The sequence below is a fragment of the Humitalea sp. 24SJ18S-53 genome (genome assembly GCF_050632385.1).
In the GTDB taxonomy this organism is placed as follows: Bacteria; Pseudomonadota; Alphaproteobacteria; order Acetobacterales; family Acetobacteraceae; genus Humitalea.
Map to the genome: position 1 here is coordinate 2,250,712 of NZ_CP192599.1, position 26,814 is coordinate 2,277,525.

General features: G+C 69.6%; 27 protein-coding genes. 14 read left to right on the forward strand and 13 right to left on the reverse strand.

Annotated features, from left to right (window positions below):
• The first annotated feature begins 2 nt into the window (after positions 1–2).
• Positions 3–1,604, forward strand: a complete 1,602-nt coding sequence (locus ACQW02_RS10935; RefSeq protein WP_431285273.1) for a thiamine pyrophosphate-binding protein — start codon at positions 3–5, stop codon at positions 1,602–1,604.
• Positions 1,605–1,617: 13 nt separating this feature from the next.
• On the opposite strand, the gene ACQW02_RS10940 is transcribed toward ACQW02_RS10935, so the two are convergent.
• Positions 1,618–2,979: a PLP-dependent aminotransferase family protein gene (locus ACQW02_RS10940; protein ID WP_431285274.1), complete on the reverse strand. Its 1,362-nt coding sequence runs from the start codon at positions 2,977–2,979 to the stop codon at positions 1,618–1,620.
• A gap of 88 nt (positions 2,980–3,067) precedes the next feature.
• On the opposite strand from ACQW02_RS10940, the gene ACQW02_RS10945 reads away from it, so the two are divergent.
• On the forward strand, positions 3,068–3,277 hold the full coding sequence (locus ACQW02_RS10945) for a DUF1127 domain-containing protein (RefSeq protein ID WP_431285275.1): 210 nt from the start codon (positions 3,068–3,070) through the stop codon (positions 3,275–3,277).
• Positions 3,278–3,279: 2 nt separating this feature from the next.
• On the forward strand, positions 3,280–4,170 hold the full coding sequence (locus tag ACQW02_RS10950) for a PhzF family phenazine biosynthesis protein (RefSeq protein WP_431285276.1): 891 nt from the start codon (positions 3,280–3,282) through the stop codon (positions 4,168–4,170).
• 5 nt (positions 4,171–4,175) lie between these two features.
• On the opposite strand, the gene rnhA is transcribed toward ACQW02_RS10950, so the two are convergent.
• From rnhA to ispH, 3 genes are read right to left on the reverse strand one after another with little or no spacing between them, the layout of a single operon-like run.
• On the reverse strand, positions 4,176–4,643 hold the full coding sequence (gene rnhA, locus ACQW02_RS10955; RefSeq protein ID WP_431285277.1) for a ribonuclease HI: 468 nt from the start codon (positions 4,641–4,643) through the stop codon (positions 4,176–4,178).
• Positions 4,618–5,598: a homoserine kinase gene (locus ACQW02_RS10960; protein WP_431285278.1), complete on the reverse strand. Its 981-nt coding sequence runs from the start codon at positions 5,596–5,598 to the stop codon at positions 4,618–4,620. Before ACQW02_RS10960 ends, rnhA begins: the two co-directional genes overlap by 26 nt.
• Positions 5,599–5,635: 37 nt before the next feature.
• Positions 5,636–6,595, reverse strand: a complete 960-nt coding sequence (gene ispH, locus ACQW02_RS10965) for a 4-hydroxy-3-methylbut-2-enyl diphosphate reductase (RefSeq protein WP_431285279.1) — start codon at positions 6,593–6,595, stop codon at positions 5,636–5,638.
• Between the two features lie 177 nt (positions 6,596–6,772).
• On the opposite strand from ispH, the gene ACQW02_RS10970 reads away from it, so the two are divergent.
• Complete coding sequence (locus tag ACQW02_RS10970) at positions 6,773–7,357, forward strand: hypothetical protein (protein WP_431285280.1); 585 nt, start codon at positions 6,773–6,775, stop codon at positions 7,355–7,357.
• Positions 7,358–7,367: 10 nt separating this feature from the next.
• On the opposite strand, the gene ACQW02_RS10975 is transcribed toward ACQW02_RS10970, so the two are convergent.
• The 4 genes from ACQW02_RS10975 to ACQW02_RS10990 form a co-directional block, all read right to left on the reverse strand.
• On the reverse strand, positions 7,368–8,825 hold the full coding sequence (locus ACQW02_RS10975; RefSeq protein ID WP_431285281.1) for a hypothetical protein: 1,458 nt from the start codon (positions 8,823–8,825) through the stop codon (positions 7,368–7,370).
• A gap of 7 nt (positions 8,826–8,832) precedes the next feature.
• Positions 8,833–9,783, reverse strand: a complete 951-nt coding sequence (locus ACQW02_RS10980) for a DUF6384 family protein (RefSeq protein WP_431285282.1) — start codon at positions 9,781–9,783, stop codon at positions 8,833–8,835.
• A complete protein-coding gene (locus ACQW02_RS10985) occupies positions 9,767–10,981 on the reverse strand; it encodes a hypothetical protein (protein ID WP_431285283.1) in 1,215 nt (404 codons plus the stop codon). Before ACQW02_RS10985 ends, ACQW02_RS10980 begins: the two co-directional genes overlap by 17 nt.
• Before the next feature lie 149 nt (positions 10,982–11,130).
• Complete coding sequence (locus ACQW02_RS10990; RefSeq protein WP_431285284.1) at positions 11,131–12,036, reverse strand: tetratricopeptide repeat protein; 906 nt, start codon at positions 12,034–12,036, stop codon at positions 11,131–11,133.
• A 77-nt stretch (positions 12,037–12,113) separates the two neighbouring features.
• Here ACQW02_RS10990 and ACQW02_RS10995 point away from each other — a divergent pair, with 77 nt between their 5' ends.
• Positions 12,114–12,971, forward strand: a complete 858-nt coding sequence (locus tag ACQW02_RS10995) for an SDR family NAD(P)-dependent oxidoreductase (protein WP_431285285.1) — start codon at positions 12,114–12,116, stop codon at positions 12,969–12,971.
• Here ACQW02_RS10995 and ACQW02_RS11000 read toward each other — a convergent pair.
• Both ACQW02_RS11000 and ACQW02_RS11005 read right to left on the reverse strand, forming a co-directional pair.
• A complete protein-coding gene (locus ACQW02_RS11000; protein ID WP_431285894.1) occupies positions 12,953–13,687 on the reverse strand; it encodes an alpha/beta hydrolase in 735 nt (244 codons plus the stop codon). The two genes, ACQW02_RS10995 and ACQW02_RS11000, sit on opposite strands and share 19 nt — an antisense overlap.
• On the reverse strand, positions 13,687–14,799 hold the full coding sequence (locus ACQW02_RS11005; protein WP_431285286.1) for a fumarylacetoacetate hydrolase family protein: 1,113 nt from the start codon (positions 14,797–14,799) through the stop codon (positions 13,687–13,689). Before ACQW02_RS11005 ends, ACQW02_RS11000 begins: the two co-directional genes overlap by 1 nt.
• A 138-nt stretch (positions 14,800–14,937) precedes the next feature.
• On the opposite strand from ACQW02_RS11005, the gene ACQW02_RS11010 reads away from it, so the two are divergent.
• The 6 genes from ACQW02_RS11010 (at position 14,938) to ACQW02_RS11035 (ending at position 21,134) form a co-directional block, all read left to right on the forward strand.
• Positions 14,938–16,269, forward strand: a complete 1,332-nt coding sequence (locus ACQW02_RS11010) for an extracellular solute-binding protein (protein WP_431285287.1) — start codon at positions 14,938–14,940, stop codon at positions 16,267–16,269.
• Positions 16,266–17,180, forward strand: coding sequence for a carbohydrate ABC transporter permease (locus ACQW02_RS11015; RefSeq protein ID WP_431285288.1), 915 nt, complete (start codon positions 16,266–16,268; stop codon positions 17,178–17,180). The genes ACQW02_RS11010 and ACQW02_RS11015 overlap by 4 nt, the downstream gene beginning before the upstream one ends.
• Complete coding sequence (locus tag ACQW02_RS11020) at positions 17,180–17,998, forward strand: carbohydrate ABC transporter permease (protein ID WP_431285289.1); 819 nt, start codon at positions 17,180–17,182, stop codon at positions 17,996–17,998. Before ACQW02_RS11015 ends, ACQW02_RS11020 begins: the two co-directional genes overlap by 1 nt.
• On the forward strand, positions 17,995–19,041 hold the full coding sequence (locus tag ACQW02_RS11025) for an Ldh family oxidoreductase (protein WP_431285290.1): 1,047 nt from the start codon (positions 17,995–17,997) through the stop codon (positions 19,039–19,041). The genes ACQW02_RS11020 and ACQW02_RS11025 overlap by 4 nt, the downstream gene beginning before the upstream one ends.
• Positions 19,042–19,122: 81 nt before the next feature.
• On the forward strand, positions 19,123–20,247 hold the full coding sequence (locus ACQW02_RS11030; RefSeq protein ID WP_431285291.1) for a glycosyltransferase family 4 protein: 1,125 nt from the start codon (positions 19,123–19,125) through the stop codon (positions 20,245–20,247).
• Entirely contained in the window at positions 20,244–21,134 is an 891-nt protein-coding gene (locus tag ACQW02_RS11035) for a glycosyltransferase family 9 protein (RefSeq protein WP_431285292.1), read from the forward strand. The genes ACQW02_RS11030 and ACQW02_RS11035 overlap by 4 nt, the downstream gene beginning before the upstream one ends.
• Positions 21,135–21,396: 262 nt before the next feature.
• Here the strand turns inward: ACQW02_RS11035 and ACQW02_RS11040 are convergent, their stop codons facing one another.
• Positions 21,397–22,221: an NYN domain-containing protein gene (locus tag ACQW02_RS11040; protein ID WP_431285293.1), complete on the reverse strand. Its 825-nt coding sequence runs from the start codon at positions 22,219–22,221 to the stop codon at positions 21,397–21,399.
• A gap of 131 nt (positions 22,222–22,352) precedes the next feature.
• Here ACQW02_RS11040 and thrS point away from each other — a divergent pair, with 131 nt between their 5' ends.
• Positions 22,353–24,296, forward strand: a complete 1,944-nt coding sequence (thrS, locus tag ACQW02_RS11045; RefSeq protein WP_431285294.1) for a threonine--tRNA ligase — start codon at positions 22,353–22,355, stop codon at positions 24,294–24,296.
• Positions 24,297–24,430: 134 nt separating this feature from the next.
• Entirely contained in the window at positions 24,431–24,943 is a 513-nt protein-coding gene (gene infC, locus ACQW02_RS11050; protein ID WP_431285295.1) for a translation initiation factor IF-3, read from the forward strand.
• On the opposite strand, the gene ACQW02_RS11055 is transcribed toward infC, so the two are convergent.
• Positions 24,921–25,730: a DUF6065 family protein gene (locus ACQW02_RS11055; RefSeq protein WP_431285296.1), complete on the reverse strand. Its 810-nt coding sequence runs from the start codon at positions 25,728–25,730 to the stop codon at positions 24,921–24,923. The two genes, infC and ACQW02_RS11055, sit on opposite strands and share 23 nt — an antisense overlap.
• An 84-nt stretch (positions 25,731–25,814) precedes the next feature.
• Positions 25,815–26,291, reverse strand: a complete 477-nt coding sequence (locus ACQW02_RS11060) for a hypothetical protein (RefSeq protein WP_431285297.1) — start codon at positions 26,289–26,291, stop codon at positions 25,815–25,817.
• 269 nt (positions 26,292–26,560) lie between these two features.
• Between ACQW02_RS11060 and ACQW02_RS11065 the strand changes: the two genes are divergently transcribed.
• The gene (locus ACQW02_RS11065; RefSeq protein ID WP_431285298.1) at positions 26,561–26,797 is read left to right on the forward strand and encodes a hypothetical protein; all 237 of its coding nucleotides are present in this window, start codon (positions 26,561–26,563) and stop codon (positions 26,795–26,797) included.
• The last annotated feature ends 17 nt before the right edge of the window (positions 26,798–26,814 follow it).

Sequence of the window (26,814 nt, forward strand, 5' to 3'; positions counted from 1 at the left end):
CCATGCCGACCGCCGCCGAACGGATCGTCGACTTCCTGGCCGCACAGGGCGTCGACCGCGCCTTTTGCGTGCCGGGGGAGAGTTATCTTGGGCTGCTGGATGCGCTGCATGCGCATCCGGCGGTCGATCTGGTGGTCGCGCGCCAGGAAGGTGGCGCGGGCTTCATGGCGGTCGCGGATGCGCGGCTGACGGGGCGGCCTGGGATCGTGCTGGTGTCGCGCGGGCCTGGCGCCTGCAACGCGGCGATCGCGGTGCATACGGCGGAACAGGATGCGGTGCCGCTGATCCTGCTGGTGGGGCAGGTGGACCGCGCGTCGCTGCGGCGGAACGCGTTCCAGGAGATCGACTACACATCGATGTTCCGCGGCGTCGCCAAATGGATCGGCGAGGCGACCGAGGCCGACCAGGTGCCGGAACTCATCGCCCGGGCCTATGCGATGGCCATGGGCGGCGTGCCGGGGCCGGTGGTGCTGAGCCTGCCGGAGGATGTGCTGACCGCGCAATGCGCGGCGCCGCCTGTGCCTGCGACGGTCTTGCGGGCGGTCGCGCCGGGCGATGTGTCGGCGTTGGCAGCGATGATCCGGGGGGCGGAGCGGCCGATCCTGCTGGCAGGCCATGGGTTTGAGGGCGAGGGCGGGCGCGAGGAGCTTTTGGCCTTTGCCGAGGCCTGGCGGCTGCCGGTCGCCGTCAGTTTTCGGCGGCAAAGCCTGTTTCCGAATGATCACGCGCTCTACGCGGGCGACATGGGGTTGCGGAACCCGGATGCGCAGCGTGCGGCCTTCGCCGATGCTGACCTGGTCTTGGCGCTGGGCACGCGGCTGACCGACATCACGACCCAGAACTGGATCTGGCCGGCGCCGGGGCAGCGGCTGGTGCATGTCTGCGCCGATCCGCGATTTTTGGGGTGGCAGTTTCCGGCCGAGATGGCGTTTGCCGCCGATGCGCGGGCGGTCGTCGCTGCCCTGGCCGACCCCGCCGCGCCGCCGGCGCGGGAGGCCTGGATCGCGCGACTGCGCGCCTTGCAGGTGGCGCAGACCCAGGTGGTCGCGCGCGACTGGCCGGATGGCGTGGGCTTTGCCGAGGTCGCGGCGCTGGTGGGGGAGGTCGCCGACCCCGATGCAATCGTGACTCTGGATGCCGGGACCTTTGGTGCGCCCTTCTACCGCAAGGTGATGTGGCAGCCGGGGCAGCGGTTGCTCGCGCCGATTTCGGGGGCCATGGGGTTTGGCATGCCGGCTGCTGTCGCGGCAGCTTTTCGCTACCCGGGGCGGCAGGTGATCTGCGCGCTGGGCGATGGCGGGGCGCTGATGACGGGCGGGGAATTGGCGGTGGCGATGGCGCGGAAGGCGCCGGTCAAGGTCTTGCTGTCGGACAACGGCAGCTACGGGTCGATCCGGATTCACCAGGAGAACGAGTACCCGGGGCGGGTGAGTGGGACCGACCTTGGGAACCCGGATTTCGGGGTCTGGGCGTCGGCGTTCGGGGTGCCGGTGTTGCGGGTGGAGACGCGGGCGGATTTCCCCGCCTTGGCGGCGGGCCTGAAGGCGCCGGGGCCGTTGGTGGCGGTGGTCAGGACGTCGTTGAGGGCGGTGTTGCCGGGGTGATGTCGGGTATCCCCTACCCGACCAACGCGGCGTCGGGCCCGCCCAGGGCCAGTTCGAGCAGCGTTTCCAGCGCAAGGCGCAGATCAGCCGCCGGCGGCGCCGCCAGGGCCAGCCGCACGGCATCCGGCGCATGTCCCGGCCCCGCCGCGAATTCCGCGGCGGGCGAGACCGCGATGCCGCGCCGGGCCGCGGCGGCCACGAAGGTATCGGCCCGCCAGGGGTCGGGCAGTTCCAGCCAGAGATGATAGGCGCGCGGGTCGCCGCGCACCGTCAGGCCGCCATCGCCCAGCACCTGCCGCGCCAGGGCGTTGCGGTGCCGCGCATCCTGCCGCTTGCGCAGCATCAGGGCATCGATGCTGCCGTCCTCGATCCAGGCCGTCGCTGCCGCGAGGCCAAAGCCCTGGGCCGTCCATCCACCAAGGCGGAGAGCCGACGCCAGCCGTTGCCGCAGCGCCGGTGGGGCGGAGAGGAAGCCTAGCGTCAGGCCCGGCGCCACGCGCTTGGACAGGCTGTCCACGACCACCACCCGCTCCGGCGCATGCGCGGCCAGGGGCGGCAGCGGGTCTTCGACCAGGAAGGCATAGACCGAGTCTTCCACGATGGTGATGTCCAACGCCCGGCAGAGCTCCGCGACCTCCTGCCGTCGCGCCGTCGGCATGGTGGTGCCGAGGGGGTTGTGCAGGTCCGGCTGCAGGTAGAGCAGCTTCAGCGAATGCGCGGCATGGGCGGCCGCGATGGCATCGGGGCGAACGCCGTGTTCGTCCATCGCCAGGGGCGCGGCCTGTAGGCCGAGGCGCAGCGCGATTCCCTTGCCGAGCGAATAGGTCATCGCCTCCAGCCCCAGCCGTTCGCCGGGGGCGATCAACGCCGTGAAGCAGGCCGAGAGCGCTTGTTGCCCGCGCCCGGCGAAGAGTAGGCTGCCCGGTTCCGGCGCCCAGCCGCCCCGGGCCATGAGCCGCGCGATCGCCTCGCGGGCGGCGGCATCCCCGATCACCCCGGCGCGCGACAGCAGCGGTTGCAGCGCGCCGGGTGACGCGAGCCGGGCCAGGGCAGGGGCCAGCAGCGCACCCTGATCCGGCAGGACACTGAAGTTCAGCTCCAGGTCCACGATATTGCCGCGCTCCGACTCCCGCGCCGGGGTAGGCGGCGCTGCCTCGGCGGCGCGCAGGAAGGTGCCGCGCCCGACCTCCCCCAGGGCCACGCCCCGCCGCACAAGCTCGGCATAGACCCGGCTGGCGGTCGAGGGCGCGATGCCCTGGCGATGCGCGTATTCGCGGCTCGGGACGAGCCGGTCGCCCGGTTTGCGACGCCCGGCGGCGAGGTCGTTGGCGAGGCTGCCGGCCAGGGTGTCGGCCAGGATGCGGAAGTCGGTCATGGAAATATTGTACTCGGATCAATCGCGGAGTTGAAGTGCAATTCCGCAATGTGGCAAACAATGATGCGGAGCAATTCGGAGCAATATAATGCGTGTCGGAGCAATTTCGTCGCCAAGGCCTTTCGCCAGCGTCGCGGCACCGCGCGGTCCTGGCTTGCTGGACCTTCTGGCCCTGTGGCATCGGCGTGCCACCAGCCGTGCCATGCTGCGCGAGCTGCCGCCGGACCGCCTGCGCGACATCGGCATGACCCCGATGAACGCGGCCATCGAGGCCGCGCGCCCGTTCTGGAAGGGGTGACCATGACTGGTCGACACTACCGCTACGTCACCGTGGACGTGTTCACCGCGGAACGCTTCGGGGGCAATCCGCTGGCGGTCTTGCCGGAGGCGGAGGGGCTGGACGGTGCGCAGATGCAGGCCATCGCCCGGGAGTTCAACTTCTCCGAGACCAGTTTTGTGCTGCCGCCTCGCGACCCCGCGCATAGCGCCCACGTCCGCATCTTCACCCCGCAGCGGGAAATGCCCTTCGCCGGGCACCCGAATATCGGCACCGCCATGGTGCTGGCCTGGGAGCGGTTGGCCCGCGGCGAGGCGGTGCCGGACCCTTTCCTGTTCGAGGAAGTGGCCGGCCTGGTGCCGGTGACCGTGCGGCTGGAGCAAGGTGCGGCGGTGGAGGCCAGACTGCGGGCGCCGCTGCCCCTGTCGCGCCACGCCGTTCTGGACGCGGCGGGCGTCGCGGCCTGCCTGTCGCTGCATGCGGGGGATGTCGTGACCGCGGCGCATGCGCCGCAGGTTGTCTCGGTGGGGGCGGCCTTCCTGGTCGTGGAACTGGCGGGGCTCGATGCGCTCGGGCGCATCAAGCCCAATCCCCTGGCCTGGGACGCGACGCTGCCGCGCGATGGCGCGACATCGATCTACGCCTATGTGCGCCTGCCGGGGGATGCGCTGCGGTCGCGGATGTTCACGCGCAGCCTTTACGAGGACCCCGCGACGGGCAGCGCCACGGCGGCGGTGGCGGCCCTGTTGCTGGACCTGTCGGGGCGGGAGGCGCTGGCGCTGACGGTGCGCCAGGGCGTCGAGATGGGGCGGCCGAGCCTGCTGCACGCGACGGCCTGGCGGGAAGCGGGCGGCGTCGCCGCCGGGGTTGCCGGGGGCAGCGTGCCGGTGATGGAGGGGCGCCTGCGCCTATAGGGTGGCTACCCGCCTTTCCCCTCGCGCGCCTGCGTCGCCAGCACATCCGCCCGCTCGTTCATCACATCGCCCGAATGGCCCTTCACCCAGCGCCATTCGATCGCATGCGGCTTGGCCGCGGCCAGCAGCCGCTGCCACAGCAGGTAATTCGCCACCGGGTCCTTGGCCGCGTTCCGCCAGTTGTTCCGCACCCAGCCATGCACCCATTTGGTGATGCCGTTGCGCACGTATTCGCTGTCGGTGTGCAGGATGACCTTGGACGGGCGCTTCAACGCCTCCAGCGCCTCGGCCGCCGCGGTCAGTTCCATGCGGTTGTTGGTGGTGGCGGCGTCGTAGCCGGATAGTTCCTTGACCTTGTCGCCATAGCGCAAAATCGCCGCCCAGCCGCCCGGTCCCGGGTTCGGCTTGCAGCCGCCATCGGTCCAGATTTCCACGGCCCCATCGGTATCAGAGTCCAAGCGCCTGCTCCCCATCCGCCGCGGCAAAGAAGCGCAGCCGGCGCAGGTAATCCAACGGATCCTTGCGCGTGACCAGGGCGCCTGGGGGCGTATGTGTCCAGTCGAACAAGCGGGTCAGCAGGAAGCGGATCGCGGCCCCCCGGCACAGGACAGGCAGGGCCGCGCGTTCCGCCGCCGTCAGCGGCCGCACCGCCGCATAGGCCCCCAGGATCGCCCGCGCCTTGGTGGCATTGAACGAAAAATCCGCCTCGAAACACCAGGCGTTCAGGCAGACCGCGATGTCGTAGGCCAAAAGGTCCGTGCAGGCGAAATAGAAATCGATCACCCCCGACACGCGCGGCTGTCCGTCCGGACCGTCCAGGAAGAACACGTTGTCGGGGAACAGATCGGCATGGATATGGCCGCGCGGCAGCGTGCCAGGCGCGGGCCATCCGGCCAGGATGCCCGACAGATGGGTGTCCAACTCCGCGATCAACCCCGGCCGCACGCTGTCGCCGCTCGCACGGCAGCCATCCAGCAGCGGCGCCCAGCCGGCGGGGCCGAGCGCGTTCGGCCGTTCGGCGAAAAAGCCCTCACCGGCCACATGCAGGGCCGCCAGTGCCGACCCCAGCGGCGCGCAATGCGCGGGCCGCACCCGGCGTGGCCAGACACCGGGCAAGAACGTGCAAATCGCCGCGGGCCGTCCGGCCAATTCGCGCAAGGCCTCGCCATCGCGCCCAGCAACGGGTTCCGGGCAGTCGAGCCCGCTCCCCGCCAGGTGCCGCATCAGCCCCAGGAACCAGGGCAGCTCGGCCGGGTCCACGCGCTTTTCATACAGCGTCAGGATCCAGTCGCCGCGCGTGGTCTTCAGCGCGTAGTTGCTGTTCTCCACGCCCTCGGCGATGCCGCGGAATGCCATGAGTTCGCCAAGGTCGTAGTCGGCAAGGAAGGCGCGCAGGGCTTCATCCTGCACATCGGTATAGACGGCCATGCGCGGGGCAGAATCCTGTTGGGGAAAAAGGGGAAGGTCAGCCGACCGCGGCGCGGCGGCGCAGGGCAGCGGGCAGGTGGAAGACGACATCCTCGGTCGCGACGGTCACTTCCTCGATCGTGACGGAAAACCGTTCGCGCAGGCGGGCGATCACTTCCTCGACCAGCACTTCCGGGGCGCTGGCGCCGGCGGTGATGCCGATGGTGTGGCAGCCATCGGCCAGCGACGGGTCCAGGTCCCGGCCGCGCTGGACCAGCACGGCGCGGGCGGCGCCGCCACGTTCGGCGACCTCCCGCAGGCGCAGGCTGTTCGACGAATTGGGCGCGCCGACCACGACGACGAATTCCGCGCGCTCGGCGACCGCCTTGACCGCCGCCTGGCGGTTGGTGGTCGCGTAGCAGATGTCCTCCTTCTGCGGCACCTCGATGTCGGGGAAGCGTTCGCGCAGGATCGCCACGATTTCGGCCGTGTCATCGACCGAAAGGGTGGTCTGGGTGGTATAGGCGAGTTTCTGCGACACCGGTTCCACGGCCCGGGCGGCGGCGGCATCCTCGATCAGGGTGACCGAGCCTGGGGGCAGTTGCCCCATGGTGCCGACAACCTCCGGGTGGCCGGCGTGCCCGATCATCAGGATGTGCAACCCACGGGCATAGTGGCGTTCGGTTTCGCGATGGACCTTGCTGACCAGCGGGCAGGTGGCGTCGAGGAAGGTGAGCGCCCGCGCCCGCGCCGCGGCCGGCACGCTCTTGGGCACGCCATGGGCCGAGAAGATGACCGGCTGGCCGTCATCCGGGATCTCGTCCAACTCCTCGACAAACACGGCCCCCAGGCTCTCCAGCCGTTCGACGACGAAGCGGTTGTGGACGATTTCGTGGCGCACGTAGACCGGGCGGCCGTGCTGGGCCAGGGCCTCCTCCACGATCTTGATGGCGCGATCGACCCCGGCGCAGAAGCCGCGCGGGCCGGCGAGCAGGACGGTCAGAGGCGGCAGGTCCAAGGCAGCGGTTCCCCAAAGCGGCACCACCTTACCCCGAGGCGGTGGGGCTTAGCCATGCACCCCGTGGCTGGTGCCGGGCCGGGGCCTTGCCGAGGCGGGGCTTGGCTGCGATGACGACCGCCCGGCACCGGGCACCTTACGGCGCGGTTCCACCCGGGGGTATCGAAGGGAAGCAGCATGCGGGAATCGTCTGGCCAGATCGTTCGGCAGCCGCGCGCCCGGCGCGCGACCATGGCCACCTTGGCGGCCGCGGCCCTGGCCCTGGCCGGCTGCGGCGGCGGCGATGCCTCGGGCAATCCCTTCGGGATGACCGCGCCATGCCCGCGCGTCGGCATCATCGCCGATGCGGCCGACCTGTCGCGCTATGCCGGCGGGTCGCAGGACCTGTCGGCGCTGGTGCTCGATGCGCGGATCGCGGGGTTTTCGGCGCGCTGCGACTATGCCTCGCGCGGCGGCGGGCTGAACGTGGAACTGACCGTGACGCTCGACATCGAACGCGGCCCCGCGGCGCAAAGCCGCAATGCGGAGGTGACCTACCTCGTCGCGGTGGTCGATACGAATGGCGAGACCATCCTGCAGCGCCAGGCCTTTCCGGTGCGCGTCACCTTCCCGTCCAACGTCACGCGGGTGCGGGATGATGGCGAGAAACTGACGATCCGGATGCCGGGCAATACCTCGGCCTCGGCGGCGCGCCAGGTGCTGATCGGGCTGCAACTGACCGAGGCGGAACTGGCGCTGAACCGCAGGCGGGGGGCGCGGTAGCGCCTGGCGGTTAAAACCCGCCGCCCTTCTGGAAGCCGCCGCCACCCATCCCGCCGCCGGTGGAAAATCCGCCACCGCCAAAGCCGCCGCTGCCCTTGCCGCCCCCGCCGAAGCCGCCCCCGCCCCAGGGGCTGTCGCCGCTGGGCTTGCGGCGCTTGCCGCGACTTTGGCTCCAGGGGCCGTCTTGGCTGGGCTGGCCCCATGGCCCGGGCGGGAGTTGCCTTTCCCCCAGCCGGTCGAAAAACCCGCCCCGGCTCAGCGCGCCGGTCAGCACCTGGGTCAACAGCCCGCCGATCACGGCACCGGTCGCCATGTCGAAGCCGCCGCCCTGCACCCCGCGCTGCCGGGCTTCCTGGCGCAGCGCACGCAAATCCTCCAGCCGCCGCCAGGCCTCGTCGGCCTCGGCGCGTTCCTGCGGCAGGCGGTGCTCCACCTCCCGGCGTTCGGCATGGACACGGTCCAGCCGTTCGATGATCGCGTCGTCATCCCGCGTCGGGGTGCGCAACGCGGCCTCGCGCAGCGCGCGCAGCGGTTCCTGCGCCAGGGCGGAGGTCAGGGCGGCGGTGGCGTTGCGGGTCGCGTCGTCATCGCCCCCGGCCAGGGCGCGGTGGGCGGCTTCCGCCAGGTCAAAGGCAGTTTGCGCCCGCTCCACCTCGGCCTGCAGGGCGCTGTCCGTGGTGGGGGCTGGTGCTGCGTCCGGCAGTCCGGCGACGCGGCGTTCATAGGCGTCCAGGCTGGTATCGGCCACATCGGCGGCGGCCTCCATGCGCTCGGCATGGGCCTCCAACTGCACCGGCAGGTCGGTCAGCATGGCGTAGTCGCGGCGCGCGGGTTCGAACTTCGCGATCTTCGCCACCCAGCCATCGATCATGCGCACCAGCGGAAAGGCGCTGTAGCGCGTGGTGCCGTAGCCGCGGTTCCACAGATAGGCGAACAGCGGATCGGCCAGGTAGGGCTCGCCCTTCGTCGCCAGGTCCTGCTTGGCGAAACCGGCCTTTTGGCGGGCGCGTTCGGCGACGGCGTCGGCGGCCTTGGCGGCATCGCGCAAGCGCACCCATTCGGGGTCGCTCGCCAGGGCGGCGCGGGCGGCAGCACGCGCGGCCTGGTCGCGCGCCGCGGCTTTTTGCCCGCGATCCTCCGCTTCGTCGCGCGCGGCGATGGCGGCGTCGCGATCGGCGCGCACGCCAGACAGGGCGGCCTCGGACTCGGCCAGGCGGGATTTTCTGGCCGCCAGGATCTTCGCCGCCTGGGCCTCAGCCGCGTCCAACCGCTGGATCGCGCCGCCGCTGTCCTGCAACTGGGCGACGCGCAGGCCCGCGAGCGCCCGCAGTGCGTCGGCCTCCTCGATCCGCAGGGTGTCGAGCCGGGTGGTCAGCGCATCGGCCTCGGCCTGCTGGCCGCGGGCTTCGCGTTCGGCGGCGGCCAGGCGTTCATCGACGCTGGCCAGCACCTGGGATCCGTTCAACATGGGCGGGTCACCATGACAGGATATTCCCGCCCTGGGTCGGGATGATGAAGCGCGGGGTCAGTTCGCCGGCGCGCTTTTCGCCGATCACGGGCTGGTCGATCACGCCATCCGCCAGCTTGTCCTTGCGGACCTGTTCGAACACGTCGGATGACACGCGCATGCCCCATTTCGATGTACGGACGGTGCGGCCGTCCTCCTCGCTGGTGATCGGCACCTCGACTGGGCGGCCGGCGGAATCCACGGCCTCCACGATCAGGTAGAAGTTGCGGGCGCGCGGGTTCGCGGCGGGCACGCGCCAGACGCCGGATTGCTCGTTCGGGCGATTGACGATGCGGATGCTGTAGGATGTGGACAGCGCCGCCTGCAGGTCGCGCAGCGATGCAAGCCGCGCGCGGCCATCGGCGACATTGCCGGCACGCGCCGCGGCCAGGCCTTCGGCCAGCAGCCGTTCGGCGGTCGCCCGCGGTTCGGCCAGTTGGGTCGCGGCCAGCACCCGGTCGCGTTCGGCCGCCAAGGCCCTCGGCAGCCCCTCGCCAAGCTCGCTGGCGACGGCCGCCGCCGCATTCTGGCGTGGGACGGTGACGGCGACATGGAACACGCCAAGCCCCAGCACCAGCGCGCCAAACCCGATGCCGACGGCCAGCCCCCAACGCGCCCGCGTGGTCCAGAGCGTGGCCAGGCTGCGCTGCCAGCCCGGCGGCGTCGGCGTGTAGCGGAAGCGCTGCTGTTCCAGCGCCGCCACGCCTTCGTCCAGGATATGGTCCGCGACCTCGATGCCCTGGGTCGCGTAGATCTCGCGCAGCCGCTTCTTCAGCGCCTCGGCCTTGGCCGGTCCGTCCAGCTCGCGCGCTACCAGGCGGTCGGAGTGGCGGAGCATGTCCACCACATCCATCGCCATCATGGTCTCGTCCAGCGCCGCCGGCGCTGGCGCTGTCGCGACCTCAGCCAAGCGGGGCACCGATCGCATTGCCGGCACGCGCGAGGTCGGCGAGGCGGCGCTTGCTATCCTCGACCGCGCGGCGGATTTCCTCGGAATTCTCGGTCGCCTGCTGGCGCATCTCGGCGATGATCTGGGTCGATTTTTCCTGGTAGTTCACGACGCTGTCGACCAGCTTCTTCACGCTGTCGGCGGCGATGGTCGGGCCGTAGCCGGCGCGCAGGGCGGCTTCCTGCACCTTGCCGCCGATCTCGGCCAGGACTTCCAGCGACTGGTTCACGCCCTGCTTCATGCTCTCCAGCGTCTTGGTGCTTTCATGCAGGCCGGCGAGGCCGGTGAAGCTCGCGGTCAGCGCGGTCAGCACGGATTCATTGGTCGAGAAGAAGCTGACCGACTGCTGGTAGACGCGCTCCTTGGCGGTCGTGGTCTGCACCAGACGCGCCATCACCACTTCGGATGTGTTGTAGGACACGGTCATGTTGTCCGACAGATCCTTGCAGATCTGGTAGCGCGCATCCTCGTTCTGCAACACGCGCACCGCCTCGTCGCGCGCCAGTTCCAGGCGGGCGCGGGCGGCGGGTTCCAGGCTGGCGGCGGCTTCCACGGCCTTCGATGCTTCGTCGGTCGCGGCCTTGGCATCGGCCAGCCGTCCCTCGGCCAGCTTTAGCAGTTCCAGCGCCATCACCTCGGCTTCCTTCATCGCGCCGCGGAAGTCGCGATAGGCTTCCAGGATCGCGTGTTCGCGGTCGATCTGTTCGCGCGTGTCCTTCGACACATCGACGTAGGTCACCTTGATCTTGGCGAAGCGGCTGGCGATGTCGCCGCGCGTGGCGCTTTGCCACATGTTCGACAGCTTCTCCATCGTGCTGATCTTGCCATCGGCCAGTTGCTCGACCATCGACTTGGCGTCGTCGCGAATGCTGTTGAACGAGTTGGTGATGATTTCGTAGCGCTGGCCGATCTCCATCGCCTTGATCTGCTCGCGCACCACCTCGTTGAAGGTCGATGCCTGGTTCAGCACCCGCGCGATCAGCGTCACCCGGTCGGGGTCCAGGTCGCCGATCTTGTGCAGCAGCCCGGTGATCGGACTCTCCGCGGCCTCGCCCACCGGGATCGGCAATCCCATATCGCGCAGCGCACCCATGGCCTTGTCGAGGTAGCGCATCGGCTGCCCAACCGGCGTGGTGATGGCCGACGTCGTGGTGGCGGGTGTGGTCATCGGACGTGTTTCCCCAAAAATGGTTGGTTCGCATGCGACCCGTGCGGATCATTTTCGCCGATCGTGGCGCGACAGGGGTCCGTTTCGCAACCGCGTTGGCAACCAACCCCCTATCGTCCTGAAAATCAAGGCATCCGCCGATGACGGGTTCAGTTCCGCCGCGGCCCCGCCTGGATCAGCAGCAGGTTCTGCGCCGCCAGATCGGCCGTGGGCGTATCCGGCCCGAGTTCGATCACCCGCTCCCAATCCGCCTGCGCGCCGCCGAGGTCGCCCCGCACCTGGCGCAGGATGCCGCGTTCCAGCAGCGCCTCGGCATTGTCCGCATCCAGCGACAGCGCACGCGCGATATCGGCCTGGGCATTGTCGATCCGGTCCATCTGGCGCCACTCGGCGGCGCGCAGGACCAGCGCGTCGACCCGGTCGGCATCCATGGACAGCGCCTGGTTCAGGTCGGCGATCGCCTCCATGTGACGGCCCAGCACGCCCGAGGCCACCGCCCGGTCCAGCAGCAGGTCGGCGTCGTCGGGCGACAGGCTGAGCGCGATGGTGACGGCGCCATAGGCCCGCTGCGGCGCGCCCGCGATCATCCAGGCCTGCGCCGCCTGGCCGAAGACCGCGGCGCGGGCAAAGGCGCCGGCCTGGCTGCGGCGGCCGACCTCCTCCAGCCGGGGTGCCGCGCGCTCGGCCTCACCCAGCGCCAGCAGGGCCAGTGCGCCGCAATGCCGCGCGGGTTCGCCACCACCGGCCCAGGCTTCGGACATCGCGAAGGCGCCTTGCGGGTCGTTGGCCAGCATCGCCAGGCAGCGGTCGTATTCGGGATCGTCCGACAAGCGGACCGGCGGCGGCGGCAGCGGCAGCGCGTCGTTGGAGGCGAATTGCGCGGTGGAGGCAGGGGCTTGGATGGGCGCCGGTGCCGAGACCGGCATCGGCTCGGGCGGGGGCGCCGCGGGGGAGCCGTCGGCGGTGCCCCAGCCGAGCCAGACGCCGCCGCCGACCGCCAGCAGCAACGCCGCGGCACAGGCTCCGAACAGGAAAGGGCGGGTGGGGCTGCGCATCTTGCGGTTTCATAGCGGAATCGCCCCCGCGCCGCACCCCCCTCGCGGGGGCGGGTGGGCTGCGGCATGTTAAGGCGATGACACACACGCTGCTCATCATCGGTCTCGGCGCCTCCGGCAGCGCCGCCGCGCAGGCGGCATTGGGCGCGGGGTTCACCGTCAGTGCCACGGCACGCGACCCGTCGCGGGCAGCGATGCCCGGTGTCACGATCGTGCCCTTCGACGATGCCGCCCCGGCCATCGCCGCCGCGACGCACCTGCTGATGACCGCGCCGCCGGATGAAGCCTTGGGCGACCCGGCGCTGGCACGCCATGCCGCGGCCATCGCGGCGGCGCCGCGCCTACGCTGGATCGGCTATATCAGCACCACGGGCGTCTACGGCGATCGTGGCGGGGCCTGGGTCGATGAAACAACGCCGCCCGCCCCCGGCCAGCCCCGCAGCCAGCGCCGCCTTGCGGCCGAACAGGCCTGGGCCGCGGTCGCGCGGGGGCGGGCGCTGGACCTGTTCCGCACCGCCGGCATCTATGGCGCCGGCCGCAGCGTCTTCGACGACCTGCGCGCCGGCACCGCGCAGCGCAGGCTCGCCCCCGGCCATGCCTTCGGCCGCATCCATGTGGAGGATATCGGCCGCGCCATCATCGCCGCCGCCGCGCAAATGCCGCCGCCGGGCGTGCGGGTGCTGCATTTGACCGACGACCTGCCCGCGGCCTCGGCCGATGTGGTGACCGAGGCGGCGCGGCTGCTCGGCGTGCCACCGCCGCCGGAGGAATCCCTGGCCGATGCCTGGCCGCGCATGAGCCCGATGGCGCGATCCTTCTGGTCGGAAAACCGCCGCCTGCGCAACGACATCACCAAGGCGGCGCTGGGGATTGCCTGGCGCTACCCGACCTATCGCGAGGGCCTGGCCGCCATCCTTCAGTCCGAGACGATCTGACCGATCAGCGCCAGGTCCTGCGGCCGCGACAGACGATGGTCGCCGTCGCGCACCAGGGTCAGCCGGGTGTCATCGCGGCGGCAGGCATCCAGCGTGCGCAGGGCATGGCGCCAGGGCACGTCCGGGTCGGCCATGCCCTGGACCAGATGGAGCGGGCAGGGCAGGTCGAAGCCATCTTCGAGCAACAGGTTTTTCCGCGACTCCTCCAGCAGCAGCCGGGTGATGGGGTAGGGGGCGCCGTAGTCCGAAGGGATATGCGCCACGCCGTCCCGCGCGATGGCCGCCATCACCGCCGGCGGCAGGGTGGGTTCCATCAGGGCGGTGGTGAAATCCGCCGCCGCCGCCAGGCCGATGATGCGCACGACTCGATCCGGGTGCCGGCGCGCCAGAAGCAGTGCGATCCAGCCACCCATGGACGAGCCGACCACCACCTGCGGCCCCTCCGTCAGCGCCAGGACGGCCGCTTCGGCATCGCCGGTCCAGCGGCCGATGGACCCGTCCTCGAAAGCTCCGCCGCTTTGGCCGTGGCCGCTGTAGTCCAGCCGCAGGAAGGCGCGGCCTTGCGCCGCACAGAGGTCGCGCAAAAAAATCGCCTTGGTGCCCTGCATGTCGCTGCGGAAGCCGCCCAGGAAGACCACCCCCGGCTGCGTGCCGGGGGTCAACCCATAGGCGATGGACGTGCCGTCCGGCGCGGCGATGCGCCCTGTGGTTTCCATCACCTGCGCGGATACCCGCGACGCATCAGCGACGCCATCAAGGCCCCGGTGCCAAACACCCAGGGCGGGCAGGCATCGGTCGGCTGCACTGTATTGCGCAGGGTGCCCAGCCTTTCGCTGCTGATCGTCACCACATCCCCGGTCTTGTGGGTAAAACCCTCACCCGGCGCGCCGCGATCTTTTGACGGGCTGAAGGGTGTGCCGAGGAACAGCATCGCGCCATCCGGGTATTGGTGATGCGGGCCGATCAACTGCCGCACGATATCGGCCGGATCGCGCGCGATGGCGGCGACCGCGCCGGTTTCGTCCAGCACAAACCCGTCCTCGCCGGTGATGGTCAAATGGGTGGTGCCGCCGACCACATCGGCCAGGCCGAATCCATCGTCGAACAGCCGGATCGCGGGACCGATGGCGCTGGCCGCGTTGTTGTCCTTGGCGCGGCCGAGCAGCAGCGCGCTGCGCCCCTCCACATCGCGCAGGTTCACGTCATTGCCGAGCGTGGCCCCCACAACGCGACCCGCCGCCGAGATGGCCAGCACCGCCTCCGGCTCCGGATTGTTCCACCCGGACATCGGGTGGATGCCGATGGCCGCGCCATGCCCGACCGAGGCCATGGGCTGGGCCTTGGAGAAAATCTCCACATCCGGGCCGATCCCGACCTCCAGGTACTGGCTCCACCAGCCCATCGCGATCAGCCGGGCCTTGACCGCCATGGCCTCCGGGCTGCCGGGCACCAGGGCGGCCAGGTTGTCGCCGATGACGCCGCGCAATTCGGCGCGCACCGCCTCCGCCCGCGCCGCATCGCCACGGCAGCGCTCCTCGATCACCCGTTCCAGCATGGACCGCACATAGGTCACGCCACAGGCCTTCACCGCCTGCAGGTCGCAGGGCGCCAGCAGCGGCCCCAAGGCCGGCAGCGCGATCGGCACCCCGGCCCCGATCGCCGCGACCGGATCCGGCTCGTTCAACCAGGCCGAGACGGTGCCGAAGGCCGGCGTCATGTCGAAGGCGGCCCCGTGCCAAAGCGCGATGGCCAGCGGCCCATCCGGCGTATCGGTCCGCAGCGCGAAATGCCCGGCCGTCCAATCGGCCGGCAGTGCGGTCAGGTCCATGGTGGCGTCTCCCCAAACGTGGCGGAGCCTGATCGACCTGCGGACGCTGGACAAGCCCGCCCTGGACAAGCCGACCTCGGGGGCCGCAGCATCACTCCAATGCCCGGAACCGGGCGCCTGGGAGAGGAAACCCCGCCGATGACCGAGTTCAGCCGCCGCCACATCCTGGCCGGCAGCGCCGCCGTCCTGGCCGCGCCCCCCCTCGTCGAAAAGGCCAATGCCCAATCCGCCTTCGACTGGCGCCGCTATCGTGGCGAACGCATCGAGGTCAGCCTGACCGCCAATCCGCGCAGCCAGATCCTGATCCAGAACCAGCGCGAGTTCCAGGACCTGACCGGCATCACCGTCGGCGCCGAAGCGATTCCCGAACAGCAGAGCCGCCAGCGCTTCGCCATCGAATTCACCTCCGGCCGCCCGTCCTTCGACATCATCGGCGTGTCGCTGCATGTGTCCAAATTGCAGATCGGCCGGGCCAAGTGGTGCGCCGACCTGCGGCCGATGATCGCCGACGCCAGCATGACCGCGCCGGATTTCGATTTCGCCGATTTCGGCAGCGGAATCGTCGAATATGCGACCCAGTCGGACGGACGTCTGGATACGCTGCCGGAGTTCTCCGACTACTTCATCCTCTACTACAACAAGGAGTTGCTGGCGGCGAAGAACGTCGCTGTGCCGCGCACCTTCGATGAGATGATTGAGGCCGCGCGCCGGCTGAACGATCCCTCGCGGCAAATCTACGGCCATGTCGGCCGCGGGCTGCGCAATGCGAATGTGGTGCTCTGGACCCAGTTCCTGCTCGGCACCGCGCAGAAGGATACGCTGAACGCGCAGCGCCAGTTGATCACCGATACGCCGGACGCGATCTGGGCCGGGCGCGCCTACCAGACGCTGATGAAGGATTTCTCGCCCCCGGGCACGGTCGGCTTCAACTGGAACGAATGCCAGACGACCTTCATGCAGGGGCGCGCGGCCATGTGGATCGACGGCGTCGGCTTCGCCGCCCCGCTGGAGGACCCGACGCGGTCCCGCGTCGCCGGCAAGGTCGGCTATACCACCGCCCCCGCCGGGCCTGGCGGGCATCACTGCTGCATGTTCGGCACCAGCCTCGGCATCGCCGAGGCCTCGCGCAAGAAGGGGGCGGCCTGGCTCTACCTGCAATGGGCGCTGGGCAAGACCAACCAGCTACGCTTCCTGACCAGCGGCGCCGGCGCGCCGGCCCGCACCAGCCCCTTCCGCAATGAGGAAGCGATCCGCACCAGCCGCTTCAAGCAGGATTTCTTCGACACGCTGGTCGAATCGGCGCGCATCAGCCGACCGGGCCTGCCGATCATCCTGCCGGTCACGGAATTCCGCGACACCATCGGCACGGCGCTGACCAACATGATCGGCGGCGCCGATGTGGCGACGGAGCTCAAGCGCGCGACGGATGCCTTCCGTCCCGTGCTGGAGGCCTCCGAGCGGGCCTCGTGAGCACCACCACCGCCCCTGTCGCCGCGGCGCTGCCCAAGGGGCAGCGCCGCAACTACGCCCGCCACTACTGGTGGTTCGTCGCTCCCTGTGGCGTCGTCGTGCTGGCGACGATCCTGTTTCCCTGGAGCTTCACGCTCTACATGGCGATGCACGAATGGAAGCTCGGCGGCGGGCGCACCTTCGTCGGCATGGCGAATTACGTGCGCCTGTTCACCGATGACCGCTTCCACCTCTCGGTGCTGCGCACGCTCTACTACACCGCGCTGGCGGTCATCTTCCCGATGATCCTGGGCTTGCTCGCGGCGCTCGCCTTCAACCAGAAATTCCCGCTTCGGGGCCTGGCGCGGACCATCTTCATCCTGCCGATGATGGCGACGCCGGTCGCGGTGGCGCTGGTCTGGACGATGATGTTCCACCCGCAGCTTGGCGTGCTGAACTGGCTGCTAACGAGCGTCGGCCTGCCGCCGTCGATGTGGATCTACGATGCCTCGACGGTCATCCCGACCCTGGTGCTGGTCGAGGTCTGGCACTGGACGCCGCTGGTGATGCTGATCGTGCTGGGCGGGCTCGCCAGCCTGCCGCAGGATCCCTATGAGGCCGCCAAGATCGATGGTGCGACCGCTTGGCAGGCGTTCCGCCACATCACCCTGCCGCTGCTGTCGCCCTTCCTGATCGTGGCGCTGATCATCCGTACCATCGATGCGCTGAAGGCCTTCGACACGATCTACGTCATCACCCAGGGCGGGCCGGGCACGGCGTCGGAAACCATCAACATCTTCCTGTATCTCAACGCTTTTGCCTATTACAACATGGGGTATGCCAGCGCCGTGGTGGTGGTGTTCTTCCTGATCATCGTCGCCCTTGCGATGTTGATGTTGTGGGCAAGGCAACGCTTCAAGGATGCCATCTGATGCGCCGGCTCCTCGGGCGTATCGCCTTCGGATTCTCCATCCTGGTGTTGATCGCGCCGGCGGCGATGGTCTTTCTCTGGATGCTGTCGCTGTCGTTGAAGACCGAACTCGACAACACCGCCTATCCGCCGATCTTCATCCCCAGCCCGCCGGTCCTCTCCAATTTCGTCGCGGTCTTCGAACGCAACGATTTCCTGGGGCAGGCGTGGAACAGCATCGTGGTCTCTTTCTCGGCCACCGGGCTCGCGGTGCTGTTCGGCGTGCCGGCCGGCTATGGTATCGCGCGGATGCAGGCGACGCGGGCGGCCGTGGTCATCCTGATCGCGCGAATCACGCCCGGTCTGTCCTACCTGATCCCGCTCTTCCTGCTGTTCCAGTGGATCGGGCTGACCGGCAGCGTCGTGCCGATCATCATCATCCACCTGGTGATCACCGTGCCGATCGTGGTCTGGGTGATGATGGGTTTTTTCGAAGGGCTTCCGGCTGAACTGGAGGAAGCGGCCCTGGTCGATGGCGCGACCATCTGGCAGGCCTTCTACCACGTGGCGATGCCGCTATGCCGTCCGGGGGTGACCGTCGCGGTGATCCTGTCGTTCATCTTCTCCTGGAACAACTTCATCTTCGCCATGGTGCTGGCCGGGCGCAATTCGCGCACGCTGCCGGTCGCCGTGAACAACATGCTGACCTTCGAGCAGATTTCCTGGGGCCCGCTTGCCGCGGCCGCATTGCTCGTTACCCTACCGGTGCTGTTGCTGACCCTGCTCGCGCAAAAGCAGATCATCGAGGGCCTGACGACCGGGGGCGTGAAGGGTGGATGATGCGGTATGATACCAAGGCGCTGACCGACACGGTCACCGCCCTGTTCCGCCAAGCGGGCCTGGTCGAGGACCGCGCCCGCACCATGGCCGAGGTCCTGGTCGAGGGCGATTTGCTGGGCCATGACACCCATGGGCTGGCGCTGCTGGGGCCGTATCTGGACGCGCTGGCCTCCGGCGACATGGCGGCCGATGGCTTGCCGGGGCTGGTCGCCAGCACGCCGGTCACGGAAACCTGGGACGGCAAGAAACTGCCCGGCCCTTGGCTGGTGCGCCGGGCGATCGCGGTGGCCCAGGCGCGTGCGACGATCTTTGGGCTTTCGGCGGTGGTGATCCGCCGCAGCCACCACATTGCCTGCCTCGCGGCCTATCCCGAAGCCGTGGCGCGTGCGGGGCAGGTGCTGGTGCTGGCGTCCTCCGACCCCGGCACCGCCTCGGTCGCGCCGACCGGGGGGCTGACCTCGGTGATGACACCCAATCCGCTGGCGGCCGGGTGGCCGACGGCGGGCGGGCCGCCGGTGATCATGGACGTGTCGATGTCCTACACCACCAACGGCATGACCAACCGGCTGAAGGCGGCCGGCAGCCGCTTTCCCCATGCCTTCCTGCAGGATGCCCAAGGCAATCCGACCGACGATGCCGCCGTGTTCGGCGCGGGCGGCACGCTGCTGCCGCTTGGCGCGCCGGGGGCGGGGCACAAGGGCTTTGCCCTCGGGCTGTTGGTGGAAATGCTGACCTCCGCCCTGGGCGGGCAGGGGCGGGCGGATGCGCCGACCGGCTGGGGGGCTGCGGTGTTTGTCCTGGTGCTGGACCCGGCGCGGTTTGGTGGCGTCGATGCCTTCAGCCGTGAAGCCGGCTGGCTGGCCGATACCGTGCGCGCCAACCCCGCCCCGGAGGGCCAGCCCCCGCCGCGCCTGCCGGGCGAACGCGGCCTGGCCCGCAAGGCCGCGGCGCTGGCGGGCGGCCTGACCTTGCATGCCTCGCTGCCGGCCATGCTGGCGGCGCGCTGTGCCGCCGCCAAGATCGCAGCCCCGATCCCGCTGTGAGCGAAGCGGTCCCGGTGCTGGAACATTGTCCCGCGGCCAGCCGGGGGTGACGCCGGCCCGAAGCCCGCTTATCCCACCGCGATGCCCAAAAACCTGACCGTGCTGCAAATCCTGCCCGCCCTGGTCGCGGGCGGGGTGGAACGTGGCACCGTCGAAATCGCCGCCGCCATCGTCGCGGCCGGGGGGCGGGCGCTGGTCGCCTCCGCCGGCGGGCCGCTTGTCGCCGAGGTCATCGCCGCGGGGGGCGAGCACACCACCCTGCCTATGGGCGCCAAGGCGCCCTGGGCGATCGCCAGCAATGCCGCCGCCCTCGCGCGGATCATCCGCGAAAAGGGGGTCGGCATCGTCCACGCCCGGTCCCGTGCCCCCGCCTGGGCGGGCTTTTTTGCCGCGCGCCGCACGGGGGCGCATTTCGTCACGACCTACCACGGCGCCTATAACGAAGGCTTTTTGGGCAAGCGCTTATACAATTCTGTTATGGCACGAGGTGAGCGGGTGATCGCGATCAGCGGTTTCATTCGTGACCTGATCATCGCCAGACATGACATTGATCCACAACGTATTTGTCTGATCCCGCGCGGCGTCGACACCATCGCCTTCGACCCCGCCGCCGTCACCCCCGCGCGGGCCGCCGCCTTTCGCGCCAAGGTCGGGCTGGATGCCGCGACCCCCATGATCCTGCTGCCGGCGCGGCTGACGCGGTGGAAAGGCCAAGTCGTGGCGGTACGGGCCTTGGCTGCGCTGCCAGGGCCGGCCGTGCTGGTCCTGGCCGGCGGCGATGCTGCGGGCACCTTTGCCAATGAATTGCGTGCGTTGGCGGGCAGTTTTGGCATCGCGGATCGCCTGCGCTTCGCCGGCCACGTGACCGACTTGCCCGCCGCACTCTCCACCGCCGACCTCGTGCTGCATACGAGCACTGACCCGGAAGCCTTTGGTCGGACTGTGATCGAGGCCCAGGCGATGGCCCGCGTCATCATCGCCTCCGACCTCGGCGCCCCGCGCGAAACCGTGGCCGAGGGCATCACCGGCTTCCGCAGCCCGCCCGGCGATCCTGCGGCGCTGTCCGCCGCCATGGCCCGCGTGCTGGCGATGACGCCGGAAATCCGGGCCGAAATCGGCGCCCGCGCCCGCGCCGCGGTGCTACGCGACTACACGCGGGAAGCGATGCAGGCGGCGACGCTCGCGGTCTATCGGGATCTTTCGTGACCCAGCGCATCCTGGTCATCAAGCTCGCCGCCCTGGGCGACGTGGTGCAGGCCTTCGGGCCCTTCGCCGCGATCCGGGCGCATCACCCGGGTGCCCATATCATCCTGCTGACGACGCCGCCCTATGCCGCGCTGCTGGCCGGCTCGCCCTGGTTCGATGCGATCCGCGACGATGGGCGCCCCGCCTGGACCGATTTTCCCGCCGTGGCGCGGCTGGCCGCCTGGTTGCGCGGGCAGCGCTTCGACCGGGTCTATGATTTGCAAACCTCCGGCCGGTCCTCTCGCTACCGGTTGATGACCGGCGGGGCCGAATGGTCGGGCATCGCCCGCGGCGCCAGCCACCGCCACGCCAACCCCGCCCGCGACCTGATGCACACGGCCGAACGCCAGCGCGAGCAATTGTCGATGGCCGGCATCCAGGTCTTCCCCGAACCCGATACCTCCTGGCTGACCGCCGACCTGACCCACCTGGACCTGCCGCCCCGCTTCGTTCTGCTTGTGCCGGGCGCCTCGGCCGGGCGGCCGGGCAAGCGCTGGCCGGTCCAGAACTTCGCCGACCTGGCCCGGGCCCTGCCGCTGCCGGTCGTGGTCATCGGCAGCAAGGCCGAAGCGCCACTGGCCCGCGCCATCGGCGGGATCGACCTCTGCGGCCGCACGTCCCTGCGCGAACTGGCCGCCATCGCCCGCCAGGCAACGGTGTGCATCGGCAACGACACCGGGCCGGTGCACCTGGCCGCGGCCATGGGCACGCCGACCGTGGCGCTGTTCGGCGCCGACAGCGACCCCGCACTCTGCGCACCGCGCGGCCGGTCGGTCGCCGTGCTGCGGCGAGTGCCGATCAGCGGGACCACGGTTGCCGAAGTGATCGCGGCGGCGGGGTGTGAATAACGGGGAGGGTGCGCCGTGGAGAGGGCTTCGCCCCCTCCACACCTCCCCCACCAGGGGCCGCCGCCCCTGGACCGGCGCGATGTATTGGTAAAATAAAGGGAGGGGCATGGAGCGCGTTGTACCAATGGCGCAACCTTGATGCCCCTCCCTTTATTTTGCCAAACGCCGTGGGTTCCAAGGGGCCACGGCCCCTTGGTGGGGAGAGTTTGAGAGGGGCAAAGCCCCTTTCAAAGCGCAACTCCCCCGTTATTCACTCGCCCGCCTACGCGTCCTCCGCCACCTCGACCCAACCGCCGCCGTCGCCGGGGATGCGGCGCAGGCCGGCGGCGGACAGCAGGGCTTCCAGCGAGCCGGTCCCGTAGTAGTCGCTGTCGCGCAGCGGCACGCCCAGGCGTTCGGCCGATAGCTTGCCCAGCAGTGGCAGGTGGATGCGGCCCGATGACGCCACGATGTCGCGCAGGGCGGCGATCGGCATGCCATCCGCCTCAGGGATCGGGTCGAAGGATGCCGCGGTGACCTGGGGCTTGCCAAAGGCGCCGGCGGCAAAGGCGTCCAGCCCGATCACCTGGTCGGCCGTGGCCCGCATCGCCGGGGCCAGGTCCGGATGGGCCAGCAGCACCGACCGCCGGTCCAGCGTCCGCAGCCTGTGCAACAGAGGCAGGAAATCGCTGTCGGATGTCGCCAGGATCACCTCATCCGGCGGCACCGCGCCGCCGACCGCGTCCAGCACGTCGATCACCATCCGCACATCGGCGGCATTCTTGGCGCGGCCGATGCGGGGGCAGTCCACCACCTCGAACCCCGCATCGGTGAAGGCGCTGCGGAAGCGGCTGAAATAGACCCGCGGATGCTGGCCCATATCGGCAAAGGGGCCGTCGGCGCGGGTATCGACCCAGCCGCCGGGGTTCATGTAGCAGCGCAGCGACAGCATCCGCCGTCGCCCCGGCCCGCCGCAGAGCCAGTCGCGCCAACGCAGCGGCGTGGTGGCGAAGGCCAGGGACAGCGCCTCGTCCTGATGGTGCAGGATGGAAAAAACATTGTCGAAATCAAGATACAGCGCCGCGCGGGCGAGGTCTGGGTCGGGCATGGCCCAATGTGCCGGTCGCGGGCCATTGTTACAATACTGCCAGGGCCGCGGTCACGCCGGGTTGACCGCGGGGCCATCGCTGCTCAAACACGGCACCCCACGTTTCACCCAACCCAAGGGTCCGCCACGCCATGCCCGCGATCACTCTGCCCGACGGTGCTGTCCGCCAGTTCGACGGGCCCGTGACGGGCACGGCGATCGCCGCCTCGATCGGGCCGGGCCTGGCCAAGGCCGCGCTCGCCATGGCCGTCGATGGCACGATCCGCGACCTGTCCCATCCGATCGCCGAGGATGCCGCCGTCCGCTTCATCACCCGCCGCGACCCCGAGGCGCTGGAGATGATCCGCCACGACACGGCCCATGTGCTGGCCGAGGCGGTGCAGGCGCTCTACCCCGGCACGCAGGTCACCATCGGCCCGTCGATCGAGAACGGCTTCTACTACGACTTTGCCCGGAACGAGCCCTTCACCCCGGCCGACTTCCCGGCAATCGAGGCGAAGATGCGCGAGATCATCGCGCGCAACGACGCTTTTGTGCGCGAGGAATGGCCGCGCCACGATGCCATCGCCTACTTCCGCGAACGCGGCGAACGCTACAAGGCGGAGCTGATCCAAGACCTGCCGTCGGGCGTGCCGATCAGCATCTATCGCCAGGGCGAATGGCTGGACCTGTGCCGCGGCCCGCATATGCGCGGCACCGGCGACATCGGCTCGGCCTTCAAGTTGATGAAGGTGGCGGGTGCCTATTGGCGGGGCGATCATCGCAACGCGATGCTGTCGCGCATCTACGGCACCGCCTGGCGCGACCAGAAGGAACTCGACGCCCACCTGCTCCAGTTGGAAGAGGCGGAGAAGCGCGACCACCGCAAGATCGGCCTGCACACCGGCCTGTTCCATCTGCAGGACGAGGCCGTCGGCAGCGTCTTCTGGCACCCCAAGGGCTGGCGCCTGTACCGCAAGGTCGAGGACTACATGCGCCGCCGCCTCGACGCGACCGGCTATGACGAGGTCAAGACCCCCCAACTGGTCGACCGCCGCCTGTGGGAAGAATCCGGCCACTGGGAAAAATACCGCGAGCACATGTTCCTGGCGCGCGTCGACGACGAGTCCGAGAAGGACCGTCTGCTGGCGCTGAAGCCGATGAACTGCCCGTGCCACGTGCAGATCTTCAACCAGGGCATCCGGTCCTATCGCGACTTGCCGATGCGCATGGCCGAGTTCGGCGCCTGCCACCGCTTCGAGCCTTCGGGCGCGCTGCATGGCATCATGCGGGTGCGCGCGTTCACCCAGGACGACGCGCACATCTTCTGTACCGAGGACCAGGTGGCCTCGGAAACCGCGCGCTTCGTGTCCCTGCTGGCCGATATCTACCGCGACTTCGGGTTCGAGAGCTTCCGGGTGAAGTTCTCCGACCGGCCGGAGAAGCGCGCCGGTAGCGAGGAATCCTGGGACAAGGCGGAACAAGGGCTGAAGGACGCCTGCGTCCTGGCCGGCGTCGAATACGAGTGGAACCCGGGTGAGGGGGCTTTCTACGGCCCCAAGCTGGAATTCGTGCTGCGCGACGCCATCGGCCGCGACTGGCAATGCGGCACCTTGCAGGTGGACTACGTCCTGCCGGAACGGCTGGACGCGATGTACACCGCCGAGGATGGCAGCCGCCGCCGCCCGGTCATGCTGCACCGCGCGATCCTGGGGTCCTTCGAACGCTTCCTCGGCATCCTGATCGAGCAATATTCCGGACGCTTCCCGCTCTGGCTCGCCCCGGTGCCGGTCGTCGTCGCGACCATCACAGAGGATGCGGCGGATTACGCGCGTGAGGTCGTGGCGGCCCTGCGCGCGGCCGGCGTGCATGCCGAGGCCGATGTCCGCAACGAGAAGATCAACCGCAAGGTCGTCGACCACATCGAACAGCGCATTCCCGTGCTGGGCGTGATCGGCCGGCGAGAGGCGGAGGAGCGCAAGCTCGTCCTGCGCCGCCTGCCCGGGCGGGAGCAGGAGACGCTGAGCCTGGACGACGCCGTGGCGCTGCTGGCCGCCGAGGCGACACCGCCCGATTTACGTCTTTCGGACAAATAGACCGCGACACCTTGTTTGTGTGCTGCGCCGCAGCACATAGATATGTTGCGCTTCAAGGCCTTTTGGGTCTATCGCGCGACAAGATTTCACCACGATAGGAGACCACCCTGGCCCGAGGCCCCGCACCCGCCCAAATGCCGACCCGCGATGGACCGCGCGTCAACGAGGATATCCGTGTTCCGCAAGTGCGTCTGATCGACGAAGCCGGCGAAATGCTCGGCGTCATGAGCGCGCATGATGCGCTCCGCCGCGCCTATGATGTCGGCCTCGACCTGCTGGAAATCTCGCCGAACGCCGTCCCGCCGGTGTGCAAGATCACCGACTACGGCAAGTTCAAGTACGAGCAGCAGAAGAAGGCCAACGAGGCCCGCAAGAAGCAGAAGGTCGTCGAGATCAAGGAGATCAAGGTCCGGCCGAACATCGACGACCACGACTACGAGGTGAAGATGCGCTCGGCGCGGTCCTTCATCGACGAGGGCGACAAGGTCAAGGTGACGCTGCGGTTCCGTGGTCGCGAAATGGCGCACCAGGATCTGGGTGTGAAGGTGCTGGAGCGGATCCGCGTCGAACTCGGCGAATTGGTCAAGGTCGAGCAGATGCCGCGCCTGGAAAACCGCCAGATGATTATGGTGCTGGCGCCGAAGTAAGGCTTTGCGCACGGTGGAAGGGGCAACCGGTCGCCTCTTCCCCCTTGCGGCGCTTGCGGGCGGCGACCGCGTAATTGCCGGGGCGATGCACCGCCCGGGCGGGAGCCACCACGGCGGCGTCATAGCCTGACCATTCATCGGCCCCCATGGCCGAAAGACCTTCCACCATTTCCGCGCCGTTCAACCAGGCTTCGGCATAGGCCGGGCGGGGGACGGGCTGCGCCAGCAGCAGCGGCCATTCCGGACGCAGGGTGATCGGCTCATCCGTCCGCGTGATGCGGATATTGGTGAAGAGTGGGCCAAACCAGGCGTCGGTTTCGACCAGGCCCTCATAGATCTCGATCCCCGGCACCGGCGGCAGGTTCGGCGGGCGGCGCAGCAGCAGGCTCCAACCCGGGGCGCTGCGGGCCAGAAGACCGGTCCAGATCTGCACCACGCCAGGTTCCGGCAGGGCGGTCAGGAAGGGGGGCGAGAACCCGCGCATCTCTTCCGGTGCCGCGGCGTCGAAGGTCTGGGCAAAGCCCGGGAACTGGGCGGCATCGTCCAGCGGCATCCAGTCTTCCGCGACATCGTCGCACTGCCACCAGATGCGCTGCCCGTCGAACAGCAGCCGGAAGGCCGCCGGCGGGAAGATGTGCCAGCCGAGGCCGGCCGCGGTGGTGACCGCCTCGCAATACCGCCAGGCCCGGATCGGCAGGGTGCCGAGGCCACTGCGATCGGCGCGGGCCGGGGGGCGCTGGCCGGGGATCAGGGCGTGAAAGCGGATCGGAGGGGGAGATTGGGACATTGTTCCGGTATCCTGGGAAGGCTGGCTTGGGTCGGACACGACGGCCGGCACCACCGGGGAGGAATGGTGCCGGCCGCCCCTGCGTCAGATGCGGCGGAGACCGGCGCCGACCCGGACGCGACCGCTGTCACGGATCGCCGCCGGCAGCGGGGCGGGGCTCATGCGGCGCAGGCCGGCGCCGACGCGGACCTGACCGTTGTCGCGCACGGCCGCCGCGACGTGGCGGAGGCCGGCGCCGACGCGGACGAGGCCGCTGTCCTTCACCGCGGCGGGGGCCGCCATGCGGCGCAGGCCGGCACCGACGCGGACCTGGCCGTTGTCGCGCACCGCGGCGGGGGCCGCGATGTGGCGCAGGCCGGCGCCGACGCGGACGAGGCCGCTGTCCTTCACCGCGGCGGGGGCCGTCATGCGGCGCAGGCCGGCACCGACGCGAACCTGGCCATTGTCGCGCACCGCCGTGAAGCGGCGAAGACCGGCGCCGACGCGCACCGTGTTGGAATCGGACACGGCCTGGATCTGGGCGGGGAGGATGCTCGGGGTCTGGTTGGTGATGATGGCCATGGGGGTGTCTCCGTCGAACCGGGGCAGGACTGCCTGCCGGTGAAGGGAACATATGCAGAACCGGAAACCATGGCAAGGAAAAAAATCACTTAGAGGGAAAAAAGCCGTTTCACCGGCTTTCAGTCCTTCACGACGCATTCACGCAGGCGCCACCCCTTCTCACGCGCAACCCGCATCGATCCTTGCCAATCTCTGAACGTGGACAAGGGGTTGGGCAGATGGGGTTGCGCAAGATGGACCAGTTCGAACCTTGTCACCGCAAGGCGCCCATGGTCCCGAAATCCGTCGCCGCGGAACTCGTGCTGATGGAAGTGCTGCGGGCGGCGCGGGCGCTGCTCGCGCTGCAGGAACGCAGCAACGCCTTGTCCCGCGCGGCGCAGGCCTCGCCGCCCAGCCTGACCGATGCCATCGAGCGGGACTTCCTGGCCTTCGACGTTCAGGATGCCTTCGGGGTCCTGCGTGATGCCGTCGCCGCCGCCGATGCGCTGGGGGTGCCGCGCGGCTGATCCCACTCCGAACCGGG